We start from the raw sequence: 23785 nt of genomic DNA, 5'->3' as shown, positions 1-23785 counted from the left end.
AAAAGGAATGGTGAAAACAATGAGAATGGTAGATATCATTGCGAAAAAACGTGACGGAAAAGAATTATCTTCAGAGGAAATTTCTTTCTTTGTCAAAGAATATACAGACGGAACAATTCCCGACTACCAAGCAAGTGCCTTGGCTATGGCGATTTTCTTCCAAGATATGACGGATCAAGAACGTGCAGACTTAACGCTCGCTATGGCGAACTCAGGAGACACGATTGACCTGTCTGCCATTGAGGGCATTAAAGTAGACAAGCACTCAACAGGCGGTGTAGGCGATACAACAACGCTTGTACTTGCTCCTCTTGTGGCTGCACTTGATGTACCTGTTGCGAAAATGTCTGGCCGCGGCCTTGGACATACAGGCGGTACAGTGGACAAGCTTGAAGCGGTAAAAGGCTTCCACGTAGAAATTACAAAAGACGAATTCATCGAGCTTGTAAACCGTCATAAAGTAGCGGTCATTGGTCAATCAGGCAACCTGACACCAGCGGATAAAAAGCTTTATGCCCTTCGTGATGTGACAGGAACCGTTAACTCCATCCCGCTTATTGCAAGCTCTATTATGAGTAAGAAGATTGCTGCTGGTGCAGATGCAATCGTACTAGATGTGAAAACGGGCGCAGGTGCTTTCATGAAAACACCTGAAGACTCTGAGAAGCTTGCAAAAGCAATGGTTCGCATTGGAAACAACGTAGGCAGACAAACGATGGCTGTCATCTCTGATATGTCTCAGCCGCTAGGATTAGCGATTGGAAATTCCCTTGAAGTGAAAGAAGCGATTGACACGCTTAGAGGCGAAGGCCCTGAAGACTTAAACGAGCTTGTGCTCACATTAGGAAGTCAAATGGTTGTTCTTGCGAAAAAAGCAGAGACACTTGATGAAGCAAGAGAAAAGCTAATTGAAGTCATGAAAAACGGCAAAGCACTTGAGAAATTCAAGGAATTCTTAGAAAATCAAGGTGGAGACGGCTCGATTGTAGATCAGCCGGAAAAACTGCCGCAAGCCCCTTACCAAATCGACGTTCCTGCAAAGGAATCAGGTGTGGTTGCTGAAATCGTCGCAGACGAAATCGGTGTTGCAGCGATGATTCTTGGAGCAGGACGTGCAACAAAAGAGGACGAGATCGACCTATCTGTCGGCATCATGCTGAACAAAAAAGTCGGCGATCGTGTTGAAAAAGGAGATTCACTCGTGACACTTCATGCAAATCGTGAAGATGTTGCGAATGTCATGGAAAAAATTTATAACAACATCCGCATCGCAGATCATGCTGATGCACCAACTCTCATTCACACTGTGATCACAGAATAAAGGAAAAAGGACAAAAGTGCTTCGTCGCTTTTGTCCTTTTTTGTTCATTTCTTTTTCTATTGAGATAAAAAATTTCACTTTATGAAACAAACCTCTTGCAATCATCAAATAATGGGTGTATATTAGTTGACGAGTCAATGATTGATATATCAACTAATTGATCTGAATAGAAAAGAGGGGATGGCATTGACTGCATTTTGCTCTGAAGAAGCAGAGGTATTATACCGTTTGCAGTGCGTGAACCGTATGATGGGTGTGAAGTTCGAAGCATGCACGGGCATCAGCCAATCAAGACTAGAGTTGCTATCACTGTTATTCCAAGCCGACGAAATCAGCCAGTCAGATTTGCAGAAAAAAGTAAATATTGACAGTGCGGCTGTGACGCGTCACTTAAAACAGTTAGAAACAAAAGGAATGGTTACGCGCAGAAGAAAGCCAGAAGATAATCGAGTCACACTTGTTCGTCTGACAGAAGAAGGCAGAACGAGAATCGAAGCTTCTAAAAAAGAAAAAGAACGATTTATCTCAGAAATGCTTGAAAACGTAAGTGACGAAGAACGAAAGCTTCTCACTGATGTGCTCATCCGTATACAACAAAACATCGAAAAGATTCAAACAACCTAAAGGAGTGTTGCAACATGGCTACAACATTAAAAACAAACGATTTTATGGAAATTATGAAAGGGCGCCGCTCTATTCGTAACTATGACCCAGCTGTGAAAATCAGCAAAGAAGAAATGGCAGAGATTTTAGAAGAAGCAACAACGGCACCATCATCAGTGAATGCACAGCCTTGGCGCTTTATGGTCATTGACAGCCCAGAAGGAAAAGAAAAGCTTGCACCACTTGCAAAATTCAACCAAACTCAAGTGTCAACATCAGCAGCTGTCATTGCAGTATTTGCAGATATGAAAAGCAATGAATACTTAGATGAAATTTATTCAAAAGCAGTAGAGCATGGCTACATGCCGCAAGAAGTGAAAGAAAGACAAATTGCTGCACTAACTGCACACTTTGAGGTTCTTCCAGAGCAAGTCAATCGCGAAACAATCTTAATTGACGGTGGAATTGTGTCTATGCAGCTTATGCTTGCAGCACGTGCACACGGCTATGATACAAATCCAATTGGCGGATTTGATAAAGAAGTCATCGCTGAAACATTTGGCTGGGATAAAGAACGTTATGTACCAGTGATGCTGTTATCAATTGGGAAAGCTGCTGACGAAGGTTATGCATCTTACCGCTTACCGATTGAACGCATTACAGAGTGGAAATAATATCTTTTAAAAAGGAGACGATCATATGATTATTATTCATGCAGGGATGACCATTCATTCAGAAAAAGAAAACGTATTTCTAGAAGAAATCAATGCATTAATGAAAGCTTCACAAGCTGAAGAAGGCAATGTATCCTACAAGCTGTTCAAGGATACAGAAAAGGAAAATACCTTTTTAATGGTAGAAGTGTGGAAAGATGACGCTGCGGTTCAGAGCCATAATGCAAGTGCACATTTCCAAGCTTTCGTAGCGAAGGCAAAAGAATTCTTAGCCGCTCCACTTGACGTTGTTGCATTTCAAGGCCAGCAGCTTTCATAGTAAAACAACAAACACCCTAGGCGGTTATCGTCTAGGGTTCTTTTATTTTCGACACCTTGTTCCACCCATTTCAATCCCGTATTGTGCATTTTCCACAAAGTTTCTGAAAATAAAATGTTTTTCGACTTAAGTATATTGGAATATGCTAGAATGAGATATTATTTATTACCAAATTAGGGAGGAACTAATATGAAAAAAGGGAAATGGACGAGCATTGCACTAACAGCTGTCCTCAGTTTAGGCACATTGGCAGCTTTCAGCACCCCTCTATCTGCCCACACCACAGAGAAATCAACATCCTCAGATGGCGGTCATTATTCAGGTATTCCATTTGACGCAAGTGTCGTGAATGAAGACCGTCTCATCAAAGCCTTGAAAAAACAAGGAAAGATCAAAAAAAATGCCAATGAGGCAGAAACCCAAAAAGCATTAAAGAAATATCTAAAGAAAAAAGAAGAATCTGCCATGAAACAAAGTGCAAGCACCTTAACAGAAGAGCCTGAATTTCTGAAAGAATACAAACAAGAGGTACATAACAAATTAGCCAAAAAGAAAAAGTTAAAGAAGCATAAAGGAAAAGAAGGGAATCATGTAAAACCGGTCAAAAAGGAAAAGTATAAAGGCGATGTTCGCAATGATAAGGTATTGGTTTTATTAGTAGATTTTAAAGATTATAAGCATAATAGTATTAAAAAAGAAGAGACTGATATGTACTATGACAAGTACAATCAACAGCACTATCAAGATATGCTTTTCGGAAAAAATGGCTACATCGGTCCAGATGGTAAACGCAAAGTATCCATGAAGCAATATTATGAAAAGCAGTCCGGCGGTAGTTACACAATCAGTGGAACAGTTGCAGGATGGTATACAGCTAAGCATGAAGCAGCCTATTACGGTGGAAACGTACCAGACGAATCAGGCAGTGACGGCAAACCGCGTGAATTGGTGAAAGAAGTACTCGAAGCAGCAGCAAAAGACCCGAACATTGATCTCGGTGAATATGATCAATGGGACCGCTATGATATGGATGGAGACGGCGTTTATAACGAACCAGACGGCATCATTGACCATCTGATGGTCGTTCATGCTGGCGTAGGTGAAGAAGCTGGCGGCGGACAACTTGGCTCTAATGCGATTTGGTCGCACCGCTGGTCACTTGGTGATGTATTTGAAATTCCAAACACTGAATCTGAAGTCGGGCAAGGCGGAAAATTAGGTGCGTTAGATTACACTATCGAGCCTGAAGATGGCGCGGCAGGCGTGTTCACACATGAATTTGGACATGATCTTGGTCTTCCTGATGAGTACGATACACAGTACACAGGCGGAGGCGAGCCTGTTTCATACTGGTCGATCATGTCAAGCGGAAGCTGGGCAGGTAAAGTCCCTGGAACGGAACCAACAGGCTTTAGTCCATATGCGAAAGAAATGCTTCAAAACTTGCATGGTGGTAACTGGCTTACTGGACAAACCATTGATGGTAAAACATTAAAGAAAAGCAAAACAGTGCTGATTGATGAAGCAGCAACAAAAGGAACGAATCATGATGCGGTTCGAGTGGATTTACCAGATAAAGAGATTGTGGTCACAAAACCTGCTCAAGGACAATATTCGTACTTCAGCGGAACGGGTGACAATTTGAATGCGACCATGACAACAACAGGTATCGATTTGTCGAAGGGGAGCAAAGCAAAGCTTACATTTAAAGCATGGTACGATATCGAAGAAGATTATGATTATGCGTATGTAGAAGTACGTGAAACAGGAACTGATCAGTGGAAGACCATTGCTGGTAACATCACGAATGATCGAAATGAAGCAGGTGCGAACGAAGGCAATGGAATTGACGGAAAATCGGACGGATGGGTAGATGCAGCCTTTGATCTTTCTGCTTATGCAGGGAAGAAAATCGACCTGCAATTCCGCTATACAACCGATGCAGGCTATTCACTGCCAGGGTTATTTGTAGATGATTTAAACATCACAGCAGATGGGACGAAAGTGTGGTCAGATGATGCCGAGGGCACGTCTACTTTCACCTTTAACGGATTCTCAAAATCTAATGGAAAACAATATGCACCCCAATATTATTTGTTAGAGTGGCGCTCTTATGCTGACGTTGATAAAGGCTTAAAGCATATCAAACGTGGGGCAAGCCTCATGAGCTATAATAACGGTTTGGTCGTGTGGTATGTCGATCAATCCTATAGTGATAACTGGGTAGGAAATCACCCAGGGAACGGTTTCCTTGGGGTAGTAGATGCTGATCAGCAAGTATTGAAGTGGAGTGACGGCTCCATTGCTGCCACAGGCTTCCAAGTACATGATGCAGCATTTTCTTTGAATCCAAGTACGAAGCTCAATATTGATTATACAGCGACAACGGGCTTAACGTTGGCAGATCGCTATATTCGTCCGACTCGTACATTTAGTGATAAAAAGAATTATGTGAATCCAAATAATCCAGATGCAGGGCGTGATGTACCAACATACGGTCTATCCTTTAAAGTCGTTGGACAAAGTAAGGATCGTTCTGTTGGAAAGGTATTAATTTCTAAAAGTAACTAAACAGAAAGCCGGATTCTACCATTGAATCCGGCTTTTTGATATGGTAATAAAATGTTTTTGATGAAAAGGGCGGCTTTTTGGTCGAATGTCTGTTCTTTTTTATTTTGATATCCGAATGAAATCATTATATAATAGAGACTGGAAGGTTTTTCTTTCATACATGGTTCTTTTTTAGCTGTTAAAACAAAGGAAAGGATGAGCGTTACCAATGAGTTGTGTCACTGCTAAGCAATTGAAGGTGATTAGAGGGACGATGCAGACTTTTTGCAGCCATTTGGAGTATGATGGTCACGGTAAGCTTCATATCAATACCATCATGGCTTTTATTAAAAAGGAATTCGGTGTGAGAAAAATGAAAGACATTCCACAAAGCCGGTTTACTGAAGCGCTTGAATTAATACAAGACTTTGATTTATACACGGATAAAATAGAGATTCGTGATCGTCTATCAGAAAGGAATTAACTAAATTGAATATTTTAGCAATGATATTAGTAGGAATTGTCGCATTAGAACACATTGTCATTATGTTATTAGAAATGTTTTTTATGGAATCAAAGATGGCAAAGAGATCCTTTAAGCTGCCAGAACACTTGCAAAAGGATCCAAATGTAAAAGTGATGTTTGCCAATCAGGGGCTTTATAACGGGTTTTTAGCTGCAGGACTCATTTGGGGGCTCATTCTCGGATCGAATACTGTTGGATATATGATTCAGCTATTTTTCATTCTTTGTGTGATCATCGCTGCGGTATTTGGCGGTGTGACCTCTAATAAATCAATCATCATCAAGCAAGGAGTACCAGCGCTTCTTGCATTAATTGCGCTTATCCTGGCAATTTAACCATAAATAAAGCCGCCCTAGTGAGGGCGGCTTTTATCTTTTTCGAAGACCCATCAGACGAATAATGGATGTCAGACAAAGAGCAACGGCAACAGCCAAAATAATTTTTCCATACATGACCCCTGTTAGGTTCATCAAAAAGACGGCCAATATGATACAGAGCGTGATGATGATCATCACAATCGAATAGGTTTTCATCTCTTTTCCACTCCTTTTAAAGTCCCCTCACATCCGAGAGGTCTATCCATCTTACCTCATATGATATCACTCAATGACAATTTTACATGAAATTCCCTACCAATAGAATGTGACATATTGATTAGATTTGATGTCATGCCATATTTTTTAGAAAATCGGGTATACCATAAAGAGCTGCATTGAAGTTTAATTGCTTGATATTTAATTGTGCAAAATATAAAATAACCATATGATATATCGAAAGGATGATCAAGATGAGTAAGAAAGTGTTATTAGTATCGACAAGCAGTTCGGAAATGAACGGACATCCAACAGGCTTATGGCTAGAAGAATTGGCAGAGCCATTTCATATTTTTAAAGAAAATGAACTAGATGTCCAAATTGTCTCTATTCAAGGAGGCACTGTGCCTATTGATAAAAATTCCATTCCAGAAGGTGTTCCAGCGCAATATCAAGATGTATATGAATTACTTGAAGACACAAAGGCGCTTACAGATGTGAACCCAGCTGATTATGATGGCATCTTCTTTGCGGGAGGACACGGCCCAATGATCGACTTTGCATCTAATCAATTGGTAGCCGATGCAATCTTAGCCATTTCAGACAAAAATGGTGCAGTCGGAGCTGTTTGTCACGGTGTTTCAGCATTCGTTGATGTGAAGGATCAAGATGGCAAATCATTTATCGAAGGCAAAAAAATCACAGGCTTCACAAACGAAGAAGAGGAAGCTGTTCAGCTGACATCAAAGGTTCCATTTTTATTGGAAACAAAACTTCGTGAGCAAGGGGCAGCGTTTGAAAAAGGAGATGCCTTTGCACCATTCGCTGTAGTTGACGGGCAAATCATTACTGGACAAAACCCAGGTTCCAGCGCAGAAACAGCACGCCTGTTTGTTAAAACCATTTCATAAAATGATCAAAAACCAGTCGTAATATATGCGGCTGGTTTTTTTGTCATAAAGATGTCCTAAAAAAGACCAAAACAATGAATAGAATAATGGTAAAATATTAACAGGGCAAAAAACCCAATTAAGGAAAAAGGGGATGTTCCTGTGAGAGCATTTTATGTGAAAATCACTGCAGCTTTATTGTCTATTTTACTCGTCACAACAGGTTTATTTTCACCAGCATTAAAAGCAGAAGAAACACCGAAATCAGATGGGGAATTGTCACCACTGACGGAAAAAGCTATTCAGCAAGTGCAAGAGTCGTTTTTGAAGCAGGATGAAGGAACCGCTATCCAACAGAAGCAACTGAAAAAATCTTTTAAAGTAGATAAGAAAAATGGAATCAGTATCAAAAGAAAAGCCGCTAAAGACGGCAAGATGCGTACATCTGCCGTTCGCTCCATTGATGGACTAGCAATCAACCAATCGGTTGTCTTATCAGAGGACGACCCAGTTGATTTATGGTTTTTAAGCACGTCTTCACCTCAGGCACTCATCAGCCGGATTACCTCTTCAAATCCCGATTATTTCGTTCAATTATTTGTTGTTGATTATGAAACAGGACAAGCGTACCCGACAGACCTGATTCAGCCGGCAGGCAGTCTCCTTGGTTTGACCAATTTACCAGCAGGTGACTACGCATTCGGTATCACAAGCGGTGGAGATTTCGGAGACTCTTACACGTTACAGGTGAATGCAAAAAACCCGCCCAATTTCACAGGGGCTGTGTCCCTATCGTCAACCTTACAATACTTTGTAGCTGAGTATGCAAATGGGGATGTATTTGCCAATGGCGCAAAAGTATACAACAAGCAATCGAAGACAGCAGATTATGAATGGGAGCGTGTATTTTATTTCTCTTATGATGGTAAATACGAACAAAGAACCCATTCGATTTCAAGTGTAAAAGTGAAAAGCATTTCCGCTCCAGTGTCGTACTCAGCGCCTTATGCAAGCTCCTCAGAGGCCATTCTCGTCTACTTAGATGTGGAGACATTGTTTATGTACCATCAATCTTCATATGCAAGCGGTCAATATTACCACGATACCTTTGTAGATACACTTGGCAAGAAAACGCCAAGGTATTTAGATATTGATGATATGACAAATTACGGCGATCATATTTTAGCTGTTGATTTGAAAACAGGAAAGCCAATTGATTTCTTCAGTGTCCTTAATTTTTACTATGCCGCAGGGATCGAGAAGCTGCCAACGATCAAAACATTGAATTAAGAAAGGTGGTTGACATCAAATCACCACATGTGTAGAGTAAAGATAATTAAATGACAAAAGTCCACTAGGGGAGTCATGTATGACTGAGACAAGAAGAAATCTTGGACCCTTTGAACCTGATCTAGTTCGTACTAGCGGAGGGAAGTGGAGCTGGACCTTGTCTTATTCATGATTGAATCGATAAGAAGGCCGCTCCATTTGGGGTGGCTTTTTCATTTATTCAACTGAAGAAGAGGAGGCTTTTTTTATGACGTTTTCAGCGCAATTAAGAAAAGAAGCAGAACCATTATTTGAAGCCATTTATCAGCATCCGTTTGTCAGAGGCCTGGCAGCAGGAAAGTTGGAAAAGGAACAGATCATTCATTACGTCAAACAAGATGCAGAATACTTACATGCATTTATTAAAATTTATGCAGCGGCTCTAAGCAGATGTACAGACAAAGAAGATATTGCCTTTTTCCATCAGCAGATTGCGTTTGTACTAGATAGTGAGACACACCCTCATCAAAATCTTTGCCTAGTGGCAGGTGTATCATATGATGAGCTCCAAGGTGCTTCATTGGCTCCGAGTGCTCATCACTATATTCATCACATGCTGCAAGTCGCCCAGGAAGGCACGCTTGGGGAAATCATTGCTGTCCTGCTTCCATGTCCTTGGACATATTGGGAAATTGGAAAACGAATGCTCTCAGACGTGCAGCCTGACCCGTCACATCCGTTTTATGAGTGGATCACGTTTTATGGAGGCTTAACCGACTCCATTACAGTGGAGCTTTGCAAGCGGCTCGATCAGCTGGCGGAAGGAGCAAGTGAGAAGGAAAAGGAAAAAATGAAACAGCACTTTATCTTAAGCTGTCAGCTTGAGTACAAGTTTTGGGACATGGCGTTTACGGTGGAAGAGTGGCCAGTTCCATTGGAGGTGCATTCATCATGACATGGAAGATGAAAGAAGTCGTCCTTGCTGTCATTTTATCCGTTGCGTGCGGTGTCATCTATTTAGGATGGTCCACACTTTACTTACCAATTACAGCACTAGTTGGCCCAGCAGGAGGCAACATCATGTTTGGCATTTGGGTGATTGCCAGTCCAATCGTCGCGTATATCATCCAAAAGCCGGGAGCTGCCCTGATTGCAGAAACAGCCGCTGCCGCTGTGGAATTACTGACAGGCAGCCACTTTGGTCTTTCAGCCCTGCTGATTGGTGTATGCCAAGGGCTTGGGGCAGAAATCGCCTTTGCTCTTTTTGGTTATAAACGATATCGCATGTGGACACTGATGCTGTCAGGTGCCTTTGCAGCTGTTGGAGCAATGGCATATAGCCTCGTTGCAAATGGCTTTGGTTATTACACGCCTCAAGTTTTACTCATCACACTGATGACTCAAATCATCAGCGGGATGATACTGGGCGGATGCTTAGCGAAAGTTGTGGTGGACGCATTATCCAAAACCGGTGTACTGAATCAATATGCCATCATGAAAGAAAAACGAAACAAAGGTGAACAGCATGGATTCATTTCTCGCGTGCAATAATCTCACTGTCCGTTTTTATGAACAGCCTCAGCCTGTTTTGCATCAAATCTCTCTTTCCATTCAAAAAGGAGAAAAGGTGCTTATTTTAGGACCAAGCGGGAGCGGTAAATCCACACTCATTTCAGTTCTGGCTGGGATTATTCCAGAACATATGGAAGCTGACATGCAGGGCGAAGTGATATTGCAAAGACATACAGGCGTCATGTTTCAAGATCCTGATTCCCAGTTTTGTATGCACCGCGTCAATGAAGAAATTGCCTTTAGCTTAGAGAACCGTTCCGTCCCTCGTGAAGAGATGGATGACATCATTCAGCAGCTCATGCAAAAAGTCCAACTCGATGTCGATCCGAATACAGACATTCATACATTATCTGGGGGCATGAAGCAGCGATTGGCACTTGCTTGTTTACTAGCGTTAGAGCCAGATGTGCTGTTCTTTGATGAACCGACCGCACAGCTTGATCCAGCAGGCAGAATGGAGATATTTCAGCTTCTACAGCAGCTTGCAGGTGATCAGCGACAAACCATGATTTTTGTAGAGCATGTGCTAGATGGTGTCATCGAATGGATGGACCGGGTGATTTTATTAGACGATCAAGGCAGCATTTTAGCAGAGGGGCCTCCAAAAGATGTGCTCGCGACATATGAAGAAGAAATGAAAGAGGCAGGGATTTGGCGGCCGAAATTATTCCCCGAGAAATGGTCCACAATTATTCAAGACCCATTTCATCCAATGAGTCAAACGCTTATGCAAACCTTTGAAGCAAGAAAAGAGCAGCGTAAAAAAGTGCCGTCGACTGAGCGAGAGACCATCATTCGCACAGAAGATCTTCAATTAAGCTATGGAAAAAAAAGGATTATGAGTGACCTTCAGCTGGATATCAAAGCAGGGGATTGGGTAGCGATAATTGGGGAAAATGGAAGTGGGAAAAGCACATGTCTCAAACATTTAGTCCGTTTAGAGCCAATGAAAAAAGGCAGCATTTTCTTAAAAGAGACACCCCTCAAAAAGTGGTCTGACCGACGACTATATGAAAAAACAGGCTTTGTGTTTCAAAATCCGGAGCTTCAATTCATACAAGACACAGTCTACGATGAAATCGCATTTGGTGGAAGACAGCGAAATTGGCCAGAATCCGTTGTGCAAGAAAAAACAGTTCAGCTATTGGAAGAGTTCGGTTTAGAGAAGCATGCAAAAGCGCATCCTTTCACCTTAAGCTTAGGTCAAAAAAGAAGATTGAGTGTGGCCACAATGCTCCTTTTTGATCAGGATGTACTATTGTTAGACGAACCGACTTTCGGGCAGGATGAAAGAACGGCGAAGGAATTAATGAGGCGTTTGAAAGAGCGTCAATGCCAAGGCACCACCATTTTGATGGTCACACATGATATGGACCTCGTCGATAAGTGTGCCGATCAAGTGCTTCTTTTTCATCAAGGAAAGCATGTGTATGATGGCACGCCTTATGATTTATTTTCAAATCAGGAACTTGTCGATGCTTATCAGCTGAGAGCCCCTTTGCATTATCGCTATGTGGCTGAAAGAAAGGACGTGCTGACGATTGCAAAGTAATCACTCCTTTCTTTCCAATGTGAATCCAGTCATCAAATTACTCGCTCATCTGCTTGCGATGTGTTGTCTCATGGCGATATCTGACCCTAAAACAACCTTCATCATCTGGCTGTTTGCACTTGGTATTGGACTTGTCTTAGGCGGATGGAATATGAAGTATCTTTTCACAAGACTTGTCCCTTATCTGCTCTTTTTTATTCTCGTATTTTGGATGATGGCGGCCTTTGGCAAGGGGGATCATACTGTTTGGAAGTGGGCATGGTTTCATATTACAGAGGAGAGTTTGAAAAATGGCCTTACCATTTCTTTCAGAATGCTTGGCTTTGTGACATTCGGTCTCCTTTTTACGTCCACAACAGATTTGACGGCCTTTATGATGAGCTTAATACATCAATGCCGAATGTCCCCAAAATGGGCATATGGGATGCTTGCCGGCTTCCGGTTTATCCCGTTATTTCAAAGTGAATTAAAGCAAATGAAGGCGGCACATAAAATCAGAGGCTATAAGCAAAAAAGCAGCTGGAAAGCCTTTATGCGTTATGCACTTCCTCTTTTTACGCAGGGTGTACGAAAATCAGAACGTATAGCGATTGCGATGGAAGCACGAGGTTTCACGGGGGCGAGGGAGCGGACGTATTATCATGTCATCAGCACTTCGTGGATCGACTATATGTATCTTTTGCTCATCGGTATCAGTGTCTTGATGTGCATGTCCTTTTTTTAAAAATACCCACATTCTATTGATAGAATGTGGGCTTTTTATATGTCTTAGGTCATTTGATTGATATTAGTGCACATTACAGGCTGTAATAGACCTTATAACGAACCGATAAAGAGGATGTACTGAGAAAAAGAGAGGATGAACGTGAGCGAATGTCACAGAGAATTGATAACATAATAGACGCTTTACCAATCATTGGACTAGCTATGAGAGAGCAACTAACCTTTTCTGTTTTAGGGAAAGAGAAGGTTCTTTATTATCAGCAACATGGGAACATTGACTTAGGGTTTAAAGCTGGGGACATAGTAGCTCCAGGGTTCGAAAACTTTTCTATGTTGAAAAATGGGAGAGAGCCATCGTTTATCCAAATTCCGAAAGAGGTATACGGGATTCCAATGGATATTGTAGCCGTTCCAATTAAAGATGAGACGGGTCAAGTAGTCGCTGCTTTCTGCGTGGCCTATGACCAGACCAATCAACAACGATTAGATCGCATCATGACGGAGAGCAACCAAGCTTCCGAAAAACTAGTCGCAATGGTTCAGCAAGTTGCCGCACATTCAGAGGAACTACAAGCGACAAGTGAACAAATTCTACAAAACACGAAAACCACTGTAGAAAATTCCTCTAAAATCAATCAAGTGTCCAATCTTATAAAAGGTATCTCTGATCAAACGAACTTACTTGGACTCAACGCATCAATTGAAGCTGCAAGAGTAGGTGAAGCAGGAGCAGGCTTCGGGGTGGTCGCAACGGAAGTGAGAAAGCTGTCAACTCACGCCAAACAAGCGACGACGGATATTGAAACAGCGCTAAAAGATGTGCAGGGATCGATTAAAGGAATGGAAGAAGAAATAGCACAAATTGTCGCTTCCTCTGAGCATCAAGCAGAGCTTGTAGGCACGTTCACAAAAATTATTGAAGGTCTTCATGAAACAAATGAAACGATGAAATCACTGGCAGAAGACTTAGTGAACTATCAAGTGAAATAAAAAATACCGACCAAAACCTCCAGATGAATCGGAGGTTTTTTTACGTTTTAAGGTGGGCAAGTTGTTCGGATAATGACCGATTTATCGCTGACAGGCAGGGTACACTTCTGTATGATAGAAAAAGAGATACTAGTCTGGAGGAAGACCATCGTGACACAATCAGCGAAGCTGCAAGAAATAATAGCACCTTACCGTACAATGTTAGATCAAACTGAACAACCAATGATTCAATTACAGATGAAACAAGGAAAAACAGGACCATACGACAGCAAAATTGCAGGCGATCCTTACTTGCCAAAAAACGACGAATATCCAGTTGATGGTGAAGGGCACCCTATGAAGCTTTTGGCACAAATAAATTTTGGACAGCTGCCGAAGCTGAAGGATTATCCAGAAACAGGGCTTCTGCAAATTTTTATTTCTGTGCATGATGATCTTTATGGGATGAATATTGACCATAAAACAGAGCAAAAAAATTTTCGGATCAAATTTATTGAGGAACCTTTCTTGGCAGAAGAAGAGTTGTTGACTGATTTTTCTTTTGTGAAAATTCCTGATGATTTTTATTTTCCTGTGACAAAGGAAGGCGTCATTACAGGTGAACGATCAAGTGAAACGATTAGTGTAGAAGATTTCCGCTTTGAGAAAATCACAGGTAAGCGCAGCTGGGACCTATTCGAAGATGTAAAAGGCATTGATGGAGATGAAGCGGATGCCTTGCTAGATGAATTTCATGATGCAGCGAGTGGCTTTGGTCACAAATTGGGCGGATATCCAGGCTTTACACAAGAGGACCCGCGTACCTATGAAGACCAGGAACATACCGTTCTGTTATTACAAATCGACTCAGATGATGAAGTAGATCTGTTGTGGGGAGATTGCGGAATCGCCAACTTTTTTATCAAACCAGAAGACCTCAAACGAAAAAATTTCGAGAATGTCGTCTATAATTGGGATTGCTCCTAATTTTGTAAAAAACACTCTTTAAGCACTCTTTTTAGAGTGTTTTTGTGTATGTTTTTAGACTTTTTTGCCCCTATTTCGTCATTTTTGAGAGGTAATATGTCATTCTTTCTAGTTGACCGTATCAAAAAAAAATGTAAAATCATCTTAAAGTCCTCTTTTTTGAAGATAATAATAAAATGACATATCAATCTACAATGAGATGCTCGAAAAAGTGGAATGTACTGGGGGGTATCAATTGATCATTTCGAAAGTAATCAATAATAATGTGGTCAGTGCGTATGATGACGAGCAGCATGAGCTGGTCATTATGGGCAGAGGGATCGCTTTTCAAAAGAAAAGTGGAGATCCGATTGACGAAGAACGTATTGAAAAAGTATTTTCCATTCAAAATAAAGATATATCAGAAAAATTCAAAACCCTGCTTTATGATATTCCAATCGAGTATATGCAAGTGTGTGAGGCGATTATTGATCATGCGAGAACAACCCTTAATAAAAATTTGAATGACAGCATCTATGTGACGCTCACGGATCATATCACCTTTGCTATTGAACGTCATCAAAAAGGAATGGACATCAAAAATGCTTTGCTCTGGGAAATCAAGCGGTTGTACAAAGAAGAGTTCATGTGTGGTGTAGAAGCGATCCGGATTATTCAGGACAAGCTTAACATTCATCTTCCTGAGGATGAAGCCGGTTTTATTGCCATGCATATTGTCAATGCAGAGCTCAATGAAGAAATGCCAAACGTGATTCAAATTACCAAACTCATTCAAGATATTTTAAATATCGTCAAGTATCACTTTCAAATTGATTTAGACGAGGAATCATTAAATTATTTCCGTTTTGTCACGCATTTGAAGTTTTTTGGACAGCGTCTGTTTAACGAAACACAAATGGAAAATCAAAATGAATTCCTGTATGAAGTAGTAAAAGAAAAAAACACCGCAGCTTTTCAATGTGCTGAAAAAATTAACGATTATGTTCAAAAAGAATACAACCGAAGTCTCATAGAAGATGAGATGCTATATTTAACTTTGCATATCGACAGAGTGGTAAAAAGAAAATAAATTCAAAAAGAAAGCGTTGACATCATAAAATTAACATGATAATTTATAACTATAAACGAAATAACCCACAATCTTTTAGGATTGTTACTGGTCAAGCAGGCAAAACCTAAATCATTGTCCCTATCTTTGATAAGGCGTGATTTAGGTTTTTTTATATCTAAAGACTTATAAAAATTAAATAACGATCAATCGCTATGAAGGATTGTTACTGGTTAAGCAGGCAAAACCTAAATATCGATTAATGTCTGAATTGCTATTTCTCGGACATTAATGGATGTTTAGGTTTTTTCTATATCATGATTTAATCAACGATTGGAGGGTAATACAATGAACCACAAACAAACAGCAAAAGAAGTTCTAGAGCTTGTCGGCGGTGAAAAGAACGTCAAGCACGTCACGCATTGTATGACAAGACTTCGCTTCAACTTATACGATGAAGGCAAAGCGGATAAAGAGAAGCTGCAATCAACAGACGGCGTCATGGGTGTGAATCAAAGCGGAGGCCAATATCATGTCATTATCGGCAATGATGTTTCAAATGTCTATCAAGCGATGATTGCTGACTCAGGACTGTCAACAGATGTAAAGTCAGGCGGTACAGAAGAAGCATCAAAACAAAATGTGATATCAAAACTTTTCGATTTTATCTCTGGTGTCTTCACGCCGATTCTTCCAGCCATCGCTGGAGCCGGTATGATCAAAGGAATATTGGCACTCATGCTTACGTTCCAGTGGATATCAGATAAAAGCAGTACGTATGCAATTTTAACAGCCATCGGAGACGGAGCCTTTTACTTCTTACCGATTCTACTAGCTGTAAGCGTAGCCAAAAAACTTGGCACAAATCAGTATATTGCCGCTGCCATTGCAGCAGCAGCACTGCACCCGCAGTTAACTGCTTTACTGGGCGCGGGAAATACAGAATTTCTAGGCTTGCCAGTGGTTTCTGTTGTGTACTCTTCATCGGTGATTCCAATTCTACTCACCATCTGGCTCGGTTCATATGTTGAAAGATTTGCAGAAAAATATAGTCCGAAATCATTAAAGATCATCCTTGTTCCAACGGTCACACTTCTTGTCGTTGTACCAATTATGCTCATCGCTGTTGGACCGCTTGGTGGGATTATCGGAAATGGTCTTTCAGGTGGAATTGATTTATTGTTTAAACATGCAGGTATTTTGGCCGGACTCTTGATCGGCGGCTTCATGTCACCATTGATCATTACGGGTATGCACTATGCACTACTTCCAATCATGATCAACAACATTACGTTAAACGGTTTTGACTACATTCTCCCAATGATGTTTGTAGCGAATATGGCCCAAGCAGGCGCAGCATTCGGTGTCTTCTTGAGATCAAAAAACAAAACTTTCAAATCATTGGCGATGTCTACAAGTATCACAGCATTAATGGGTATTACTGAACCTGCTATGTATGGTGTGAACATGCGATTGAAAAAACCGTTCTTTGCAGCCCTCATTGGTGCAGCAGCAGGCGGCGTGTTCATGTCGATCTTTAAAGTAAAATCATATGTGGTGTCGGGATCAGCAGGTATTCCAGGTATCCCAACATTCGTTGGCCCAACATTTGTCTACTCAATCATCGGTTTAGTGATTGGCTTTGTCGTAGCAACCATCATGACACTTGTTCTAGGGTTCAAAGATGTACCAGTGAAAGATGATACAAAGGCAGACAAACCAGAAGAGAAGAAAGATACAGCAACGCTTCAAAATGAAGTGGTACAAAGCCCGCTTGAAGGTCAACTAAAGCCGCTAAATCAAGTCAATGATGCAACATTCTCTAATGAAATCATGGGTAAAGGTGCAGCCATTGTCCCAACAGTTGGACGTGTTGTAGCACCGTTCAACGGTAAGGTTGAAACCATTTTTCAAACGAAACATGCCATTGGCTTAAAGAGTGACCAAGGCACAGAGCTTCTCATCCATGTCGGAATTGATACGGTGAAGCTCGGCGGAAAACATTTCACAAGTCATGTAGAGTCAGGTGATCTTGTTCAAGCAGGAGATGTGCTCGTTGAATTTGATATCGAGGGCATTCAGCAAGAAGGCTATGATGTCACCACACCAATTATTGTGACCAACACAAACGATTTTGCACAAGTTGATGCGAAAACAGAAGGCACGATTTCAGTACAAGAGACACTGCTCACAGTCAGTGTAGAAGAAAACGAGGAGGGCATTCAACATGAACAAGTTAGAAAAAACATTTCCTAAAGGTTTCTTATGGGGCGGCGCTGTTGCGGGCAACCAAATTGAAGGTGCTTATAATAAAGATGGAAAAGGCTTATCGACAGCTGATGTATCACCGCACGGTATTATGCATCCATTCGATGAATCAATGAAAGATTTGAACTTATATCATGATGCGATTGACTTCTACCATCGCTATAAAGAAGATATTGCACTCTTTGCAGAAATGGGATTCAAATGCTTCAGACTATCCATTTCTTGGCCGCGTATTTTCCCAAATGGCGACGATGCTGAACCAAATGAAGCAGGCCTTGCTTTTTATGACAGAGTATTTGATGAACTGCATAAACATGGAATTGAACCAGTTGTCACGATTTCTCATTATGAAATGCCGCTTGCACTTGTGAAAAACTACGGCGGTTGGAGAAACCGTAAGCTTGTCGATCTTTATGAAACATACGCGAAAACGTTGTTTACTCGCTATAAAGACAAAGTGAAATATTGGATGACCTTTAATGAAATCAACGTCGTGTTACATGCGCCTTTCACTGGCGGCGGACTTGTATTTGAAGAGGGTGATGACGAGAAAAGCATTCAATATCAAGCAGCGCATCACCAATTTGTTGCAAGTGCTTTAGCTGTCAAAGCAGGACACGAAATCATTCCTGATGCGAAAATCGGCTGTATGATTGCAGCGATGACGACTTATCCGTACAGCTCAAGACCAGAAGATATGTTTGCTGCAATGGATCAGGATCGTAAAACATTGTTCTTCTCAGATGTACAGGCAAGAGGCTACTACCCAGGTTACATGAAACGATACTTCCGCGAAAATGGAATTCATATTGAGTTCCAAGATGGTGATGAAGACATCCTAAGAAACCATACAGTGGACTATATTGGCTTCAGCTATTATATGAGTTTTGTGACAAGTACAGATCCAGAGGTTCTTGGACAAGTTACTGGTGGTAACCTATTTGAAGGCGTGAAAAACCCTTATCTAGAAGCAAGTGATTGGGGCTGGCAAATTGATCCAAAAGGACTTCGTACAACACTAAACCAGCTGTATGACCGCTACCAAAAACCATTGTTTATTGTAGAAAATGGATTGGGAGCTGTCGATCAAGTAGAAGAAGACGGATCCATTCAAGACGATTACCGAATTGATTACCTCAGAAGTCATTTGCTAGAGGCGAGAGAAGCCATTGCAGATGGAGTAGACTTGATGGGTTATACAAGCTGGGGCCCAATTGACCTTGTCAGCGCATCAACAGCTGAAATGAAAAAGCGCTACGGCTTCATATATGTTGACCGTGATAACGAAGGAAAAGGTACATTAGATAGAAAGAAAAAGAAAAGCTTCGATTGGTATAAACAAGTGATTGCGACAAATGGTGATCATTTAGATGCATAAAAGAAAAAGACAAACCGTTCATACTGCGGTTTGTCTTTTTTTCGTCAAGGGGACTATGAAGTCCACACTTGATCTGCAATCTCAATCACATGACGCAGCTTTTCCCATTGCTGCTCTTCTGTTAACAGATTGCCTTCCTCCGTTGAGGCGAACCCGCATTGCGGACTCAAGCAAATCTGGTTAATGTCGACATATTGAGCCGCTTCTTCGATCCGTTTTTTAATCTGTTCAGCCGGCTCAAGCTCACCATATTTTGAAGTGACAAGCCCTAATACGATTTGGAGGTTTGGGTTTTTCACATAGCGAAGGGGTTCAAAACCGCCAGAACGATCGTCGTCGAATTCTAAAAAGAGACCATCCAGATCTAAGCCGGCAAAAATCGTTTCTGCCGCTGCTTCATAACCGCCTTCAGCTGCCCACGTCGATTTAAAGTTACCACGACAAATGTGCATAGTGATCACCAAATCCTCTGGACGATCGGCAACCGCTTCATTGATTGTTTTCGCAAATGACTCACGCAGTTCATCTTCTTCTCGGCCAAAGGCTTCGATTTGTTCATGACCTTTTTCAGAAAAGAACACCGCCCATGCAGTATCATCGAGCTGTAAGTAGCGGCAGCCTGCATCATAAAAAGCACGGATGGCTTTCTTATACGCCTGTGCCACATCATGGTGGAATGCCTCTAGGCTGTCGTATACTCCTTCTTCAAGTTTTCCACGGAAAAAGAGCATATTCGGACTTGGAATCGTCATTTTAGCCGTATGATCACCAGCGATGCTTTGAAGGAAACGGTAATCCTCTAGCATTGGATGATCTGTAAAGTCAATCTTGTCCGTTACCTTGATGCCACGCGCTTTTGTTGTCGTATTGTGGAATTGAATACCTTGATCCGCTTCAAATCCTTCGACCCCATCTAATCCCTCAAGAAAGTCAAAATGCCACCATGCACGTCTGAATTCTCCATCTGTGACAACCTCTAATCCAATTTCTTTTTGTTTCTCCACAATGCGTGTAATTTCTTCATTTTCAATTTGTCGGAGCTGCTCTGCTGTCAGCGTACCGTCTGCCTTTTGCTTGCGTGCTTCCTTGATACGTTCTGAACGAAGTAAGCTGCCTACTTGATCTGCGCGAAATGGCGGTTTCGTTGTTTTCTTTCCAATGGTTTGTACTTGTGTCATGCTGAATCCCTTCTTTCTACAGGTTAAAAATCAAATAAAAAAGCTCTTCCTTGGATAAGGAAGAGCATCATATACTGAGAGAACTCTGCCTTATCTTCAAACAAGCATCTGCTTGTTTAAGGAATTAGCACCATTCTGTTCCGAAGAACAGCGGTTGCCGGGTTTCACAGGGCCAGTCCCTCCACCACTCTTAATAAGGTTACCTTTTGATTCAATTTTCTTAATAAACATAATTATTCAACTTTTTCGAGAGAAAGTCAATGGTTTTTACTGTTTAATTTTCTACATAAACAAATAATGGTAAACAAACCCGATGTGGAAAAAGGAAGAATAATATGGAAATAGCGCTTCTTTTGGTTCTTTTGTCATGGTATACTCAATTGGTAATAGACAAAAATGGGGGTTTTTACTATGACAATGAAAAAAGGCCTAATGATCAGCCTGCTCATTTTTTCGCTGATTGTTTCGTTGTTTGCGCCAGTTGGATCTGCGGATGCCAAACAAGCAAAAAAAGCAAAAGTAAGTACGCACTATTATAAAAAGAAAAAAACATTCAAATATGCACAGGTGAAAAACCTAAGCAAGGCGCATATGAAAACCATCAATCGTGATTTAAAAGAAGATATCGCATTCTCTTATTCTACGTACTTGTTCTTAAAGGACGAAGCGAAAAAGGAAGGCTTTGGGAAGATCACGTACGAAAGATCGTTTAAAACGAAATTTAACAATGGGAAGAAGCTCAGTATCTTAAACTATGACTACATGAATGATGGTGGAATGCATGGGGATACGATGGTTTCCAGCATGAACTATGTGTTAACAAAGAAAAAGACAAAGCAGCTGTTCTTGACAGACGTTGTGAAAACAAAGAAAAAACGTACGAAAGTAAGAGATTATATTTATAACTACACAAAGAAACATAAAAGCAAATTCTATGCGAACCTGAAAAAAAGTGACATTGAAATCAACTACAACACGCAGTATTACTTCACGAAAAAGGGAATTGCTGTTGTCTTCCAGCCATATGAAATTTCACCTTATTATGTAGGAATTCCTATGATTCAAGTTCCTGCGAAGGTATATAAATAAAAAGAAAAACGGCCAATGAATCTGGTCGTTTTTTGTTATTTACTCAAACAAAAAGAGCCCCTCATGAGGCTCTCTCTTTAGATTTATACTTGTTTAGGTGCATCATTTAGTGGATGACGGCGTTTTCCGTTGTAGTGGCGGCGCATACGAAAGATTTCAAACTCCGAAAGCTCTGCGCTTTTTCGTTTTGGTGTGCGGTTATCTTTTTTGAAAGAGAATAGTAAGTAGCAGCAAAGTGAAGCGATAATCAATAAAATCATCATATGACATTCCTCCAATTCATCCTATTCTTTAGTGTAGACAGGGTGAGTGATGTTTATAACTGAAAATAAGCAGCAGAATCGGTTTAGTTCTTAAGGTTTAGTCGATCTGCTAATTTAGGTCTAAAATACTGGTTGTTTTTAACTATTATATTTCCAGTTATTGCACTCGTCAAGAAGAATTTTTCTGGTGTTGTCTCTATTAGTACGAAAAAGTGTCATAAAAGTTTCAGAAAATTGTAAACTTTTATTAAAAAACCGTTCCCGAACAGGAACGGTTGTAAACATATCTATGCTTTTTCTTCAAATAAACGTGCGATTTCAACGATGACTTCTGTTGCTTTCACCATGTTCTCGACAGAAATAAATTCATATTTACCGTGGAAGTTTTCCCCGCCAGTAAAGATGTTTGGCGTTGGAAGACCTTTATATGAAAGCTGGGAGCCATCTGTACCGCCGCGGATCGGTTCGATCACAGGTGTCACTGAACGGTTTTCCATTGCTTCATGGGCAATATCCACAATATGTTTCACCGGCTCAATTTTTTCTCTCATATTATAATATTGATCTTGAATGCTGAGATTTATGCTGTTTTCTCCGTAGATGGCTTTTAAGTCATTTGCTATTTTTTCAAATAGTGCTTTGCGATCGTTAAATTTGTCTTTATCAAAATCACGAATAATATATTGCAGCTCTGCTTCTTCGACTTCTCCTACAAACTTCGTGAGATGGAAAAATCCTTCGTAGCCTTCTGTATATTCCGGAGATTCATCAGAAGGAAGCTTGTTGTGGAAGAGCATCCCAATCTTCGCAGCGCTGACCATTTTGTCTTTTGCTGTCCCTGGGTGGACGTTGTTTCCTTTAATTGATACTTTCGCACCTGCTGCGTTGAAGCTTTCATATTGCAGCTCCCCGAGCGGTCCTCCGTCAATTGTATAAGCATAGGAAGCGCCAAAGGCATCAACATCAAATTTGTGCGGCCCTCTGCCAATTTCTTCATCTGGTGTAAAGGCGACGCGAATTTTTCCATGCTTGATTTCTGGATGCTCAATCAAGTAATGCATAGCGGTCATAATTTCTGCGATACCTGCTTTGTTATCTGCACCAAGCAGGGTCGTGCCATCTGTTGTGATCAGCGTATGTCCTTGATATTTTTGTAAATTTGGAAACTGTGCTGGAGATAAAACGATATGTAGATTTTCATTTAAGGTGATGTCGCCGCCTTGATAGTTTTCATGAAGCTGCGGTTTCACATTCTTGCCGGTGAAGTCAGTGGCTGTGTCGATATGAGCTAGGAAGCCAATGGTCGGCACGTCTTTGTCAGTGTTAGACGGGATCGTTCCCATGACATAGCCGTTTTCATCCATTGTCACTTCTTGAATCCCGATGGACTTCATCTCTTCAACTAGCTGTCTCGCTAGGTTCAACTGTCCTTCAGTAGATGGGCAGCTTTCCTTTTCTGCATCTGACTGCGTATCTACCTTCACATAATTTGTGAAACGCTGAATCATTTCCTTTTTCATCTATACGTCACTCCTTTTGTAGAATACGTCCATTTTATCACGTCTTGAATGCGCTTCATAACAAGAAAGGTTTTCTCTGGCAATTAGAGAGTAAAAAGACCTACTTTCATTAGGTGGTGTGTTGAATGGTTCTTTAGGGTGATTTTTTTGGGTGTCTTTTTATTTATAATGAGGACATATAAAATCATCCATTTGTACGTTAAATTGGGAGAAAGGGGTGCGAAAGTTGGATTCTAGTCAAACGCTGGCACTCGCTCAAAAGTTTCAGGAAGCAGCTGATGAGATTCGGCAGTCAAAGCAGCTGCTGGAGAATCGGCTGAAGGCAGTAGGATCAGGCTGGCAGGGAGAAGCAAGGAATAAATTTGATCAAAGCTTTGAGGAAACAACGTCACGCTATGATCAATTTGAAAAGGACTTGCTTGAAACAAGTCAGGAACTGCGCGACGCAGCGGTCAAAATCGAGGAACGGAAAGCTGAAATTGCCAGAATGGAAGAGCTTGAGCGAAAGAGAAGAGAAGAACGGAGAGAAAGAAATCGAGAAGGGAGATGATGT

General features: G+C 41.1%; 24 protein-coding genes and 2 riboswitches. Of the genes, 20 read left to right on the top strand and 4 right to left on the bottom strand.

Annotation, left to right across the window (positions count from 1 at the left end; all coding sequences use genetic code 11):
- The first annotated feature begins 19 nt into the window (after positions 1-19).
- The 7 genes from C6344_RS13695 (at position 20) to C6344_RS13660 (ending at position 6328) form a co-directional block, all read left to right on the top strand.
- On the top strand, positions 20-1321 hold the full coding sequence (locus tag C6344_RS13695; RefSeq protein WP_095285603.1) for a pyrimidine-nucleoside phosphorylase: 1302 nt from the start codon (positions 20-22) through the stop codon (positions 1319-1321).
- A gap of 180 nt (positions 1322-1501) precedes the next feature.
- The gene (locus tag C6344_RS13690) at positions 1502-1945 is read left to right on the top strand and encodes a MarR family transcriptional regulator (RefSeq protein ID WP_008345718.1); all 444 of its coding nucleotides are present in this window, start codon (positions 1502-1504) and stop codon (positions 1943-1945) included.
- A 14-nt stretch (positions 1946-1959) separates the two neighbouring features.
- Positions 1960-2598, top strand: a complete 639-nt coding sequence (locus tag C6344_RS13685; protein WP_012011776.1) for a nitroreductase family protein — start codon at positions 1960-1962, stop codon at positions 2596-2598.
- A gap of 25 nt (positions 2599-2623) precedes the next feature.
- Complete coding sequence (locus C6344_RS13680) at positions 2624-2917, top strand: putative quinol monooxygenase (RefSeq protein ID WP_106048024.1); 294 nt, start codon at positions 2624-2626, stop codon at positions 2915-2917.
- 189 nt (positions 2918-3106) lie between these two features.
- A complete protein-coding gene (locus C6344_RS13675) occupies positions 3107-5488 on the top strand; it encodes an immune inhibitor A domain-containing protein (protein ID WP_066031529.1) in 2382 nt (793 codons plus the stop codon).
- A 208-nt stretch (positions 5489-5696) separates the two neighbouring features.
- The gene (locus C6344_RS13665) at positions 5697-5951 is read left to right on the top strand and encodes an ORF6C domain-containing protein (protein ID WP_012011773.1); all 255 of its coding nucleotides are present in this window, start codon (positions 5697-5699) and stop codon (positions 5949-5951) included.
- A 5-nt stretch (positions 5952-5956) separates the two neighbouring features.
- Positions 5957-6328, top strand: coding sequence for a DUF1304 domain-containing protein (locus C6344_RS13660; RefSeq protein ID WP_034660494.1), 372 nt, complete (start codon positions 5957-5959; stop codon positions 6326-6328).
- Between the two features lie 33 nt (positions 6329-6361).
- On the opposite strand, the gene C6344_RS18885 is transcribed toward C6344_RS13660, so the two are convergent.
- Positions 6362-6526, bottom strand: coding sequence for a hypothetical protein (locus C6344_RS18885; RefSeq protein WP_003214630.1), 165 nt, complete (start codon positions 6524-6526; stop codon positions 6362-6364).
- A gap of 254 nt (positions 6527-6780) precedes the next feature.
- On the opposite strand from C6344_RS18885, the gene C6344_RS13655 reads away from it, so the two are divergent.
- The 11 genes from C6344_RS13655 to bglH all read left to right on the top strand — a co-directional run bounded on the left by C6344_RS13655 (position 6781) and on the right by bglH (position 19182).
- Positions 6781-7437, top strand: a complete 657-nt coding sequence (locus tag C6344_RS13655) for a type 1 glutamine amidotransferase domain-containing protein (protein ID WP_060597611.1) — start codon at positions 6781-6783, stop codon at positions 7435-7437.
- A 141-nt stretch (positions 7438-7578) separates the two neighbouring features.
- Positions 7579-8706 (top strand): hypothetical protein, encoded by a 1128-nt coding sequence (locus C6344_RS13650; protein ID WP_106073010.1) that lies wholly within the window; start codon positions 7579-7581, stop codon positions 8704-8706.
- 56 nt (positions 8707-8762) lie between these two features.
- Positions 8763-8866: riboswitch (TPP riboswitch) on the top strand.
- 87 nt (positions 8867-8953) lie between these two features.
- The gene (gene tenA, locus C6344_RS13645; RefSeq protein WP_106073009.1) at positions 8954-9640 is read left to right on the top strand and encodes a thiaminase II; all 687 of its coding nucleotides are present in this window, start codon (positions 8954-8956) and stop codon (positions 9638-9640) included.
- Positions 9637-10236 carry an ECF transporter S component gene (locus C6344_RS13640; RefSeq protein ID WP_034660488.1) on the top strand — a complete coding sequence of 200 codons (600 nt, stop codon included), beginning with the start codon at positions 9637-9639 and terminating at the stop codon, positions 10234-10236. Before tenA ends, C6344_RS13640 begins: the two co-directional genes overlap by 4 nt.
- A complete protein-coding gene (locus tag C6344_RS13635; protein ID WP_106073008.1) occupies positions 10211-11809 on the top strand; it encodes an ABC transporter ATP-binding protein in 1599 nt (532 codons plus the stop codon). The genes C6344_RS13640 and C6344_RS13635 overlap by 26 nt, the downstream gene beginning before the upstream one ends.
- Positions 11799-12533 carry an energy-coupling factor transporter transmembrane component T family protein gene (locus tag C6344_RS13630; RefSeq protein WP_106048028.1) on the top strand — a complete coding sequence of 245 codons (735 nt, stop codon included), beginning with the start codon at positions 11799-11801 and terminating at the stop codon, positions 12531-12533. Before C6344_RS13635 ends, C6344_RS13630 begins: the two co-directional genes overlap by 11 nt.
- A 149-nt stretch (positions 12534-12682) precedes the next feature.
- The gene (locus C6344_RS13625) at positions 12683-13522 is read left to right on the top strand and encodes a methyl-accepting chemotaxis protein (RefSeq protein ID WP_106073007.1); all 840 of its coding nucleotides are present in this window, start codon (positions 12683-12685) and stop codon (positions 13520-13522) included.
- A gap of 150 nt (positions 13523-13672) precedes the next feature.
- Positions 13673-14488, top strand: coding sequence for a YwqG family protein (locus C6344_RS13620; RefSeq protein WP_106073006.1), 816 nt, complete (start codon positions 13673-13675; stop codon positions 14486-14488).
- A 235-nt stretch (positions 14489-14723) separates the two neighbouring features.
- The gene (gene licT / locus C6344_RS13615; protein ID WP_034660482.1) at positions 14724-15557 is read left to right on the top strand and encodes a BglG family transcription antiterminator LicT; all 834 of its coding nucleotides are present in this window, start codon (positions 14724-14726) and stop codon (positions 15555-15557) included.
- Positions 15558-15884: 327 nt separating this feature from the next.
- Complete coding sequence (locus C6344_RS13610) at positions 15885-17792, top strand: beta-glucoside-specific PTS transporter subunit IIABC (protein WP_060597605.1); 1908 nt, start codon at positions 15885-15887, stop codon at positions 17790-17792.
- The gene (gene bglH / locus C6344_RS13605; protein ID WP_060597604.1) at positions 17764-19182 is read left to right on the top strand and encodes an aryl-phospho-beta-d-glucosidase; all 1419 of its coding nucleotides are present in this window, start codon (positions 17764-17766) and stop codon (positions 19180-19182) included. Before C6344_RS13610 ends, bglH begins: the two co-directional genes overlap by 29 nt.
- 53 nt (positions 19183-19235) lie before the next feature.
- Here the strand turns inward: bglH and C6344_RS13600 are convergent, their stop codons facing one another.
- Complete coding sequence (locus C6344_RS13600) at positions 19236-20360, bottom strand: 5-methyltetrahydropteroyltriglutamate--homocysteine S-methyltransferase (protein WP_060597603.1); 1125 nt, start codon at positions 20358-20360, stop codon at positions 19236-19238.
- Positions 20361-20447: 87 nt separating this feature from the next.
- Positions 20448-20560, bottom strand: a riboswitch (SAM riboswitch).
- 211 nt (positions 20561-20771) lie between these two features.
- Between C6344_RS13600 and C6344_RS13595 the strand changes: the two genes are divergently transcribed.
- Positions 20772-21449, top strand: a complete 678-nt coding sequence (locus C6344_RS13595; RefSeq protein WP_106038911.1) for a DUF3298 and DUF4163 domain-containing protein — start codon at positions 20772-20774, stop codon at positions 21447-21449.
- Positions 21450-21532: 83 nt separating this feature from the next.
- Here the strand turns inward: C6344_RS13595 and C6344_RS13590 are convergent, their stop codons facing one another.
- Positions 21533-21712 carry a hypothetical protein gene (locus tag C6344_RS13590; RefSeq protein ID WP_003215411.1) on the bottom strand — a complete coding sequence of 60 codons (180 nt, stop codon included), beginning with the start codon at positions 21710-21712 and terminating at the stop codon, positions 21533-21535.
- Between the two features lie 287 nt (positions 21713-21999).
- Positions 22000-23232 carry a peptidase T gene (pepT, locus tag C6344_RS13585; RefSeq protein ID WP_034660475.1) on the bottom strand — a complete coding sequence of 411 codons (1233 nt, stop codon included), beginning with the start codon at positions 23230-23232 and terminating at the stop codon, positions 22000-22002.
- Positions 23233-23458: 226 nt separating this feature from the next.
- Between pepT and C6344_RS13580 the strand changes: the two genes are divergently transcribed.
- Positions 23459-23782 carry a WXG100 family type VII secretion target gene (locus C6344_RS13580; RefSeq protein WP_034660474.1) on the top strand — a complete coding sequence of 108 codons (324 nt, stop codon included), beginning with the start codon at positions 23459-23461 and terminating at the stop codon, positions 23780-23782.
- Positions 23783-23785: the final 3 nt, after the last annotated feature.

The organism is Bacillus sp. GBSW19 (assembly GCF_002998655.1).
Lineage (GTDB): Bacteria > Bacillota > Bacilli > Bacillales > Bacillaceae > Bacillus.
Note: the sequence above shows the minus strand (reverse complement) of the source record. Positions and strands in the feature narration are given on the sequence as shown.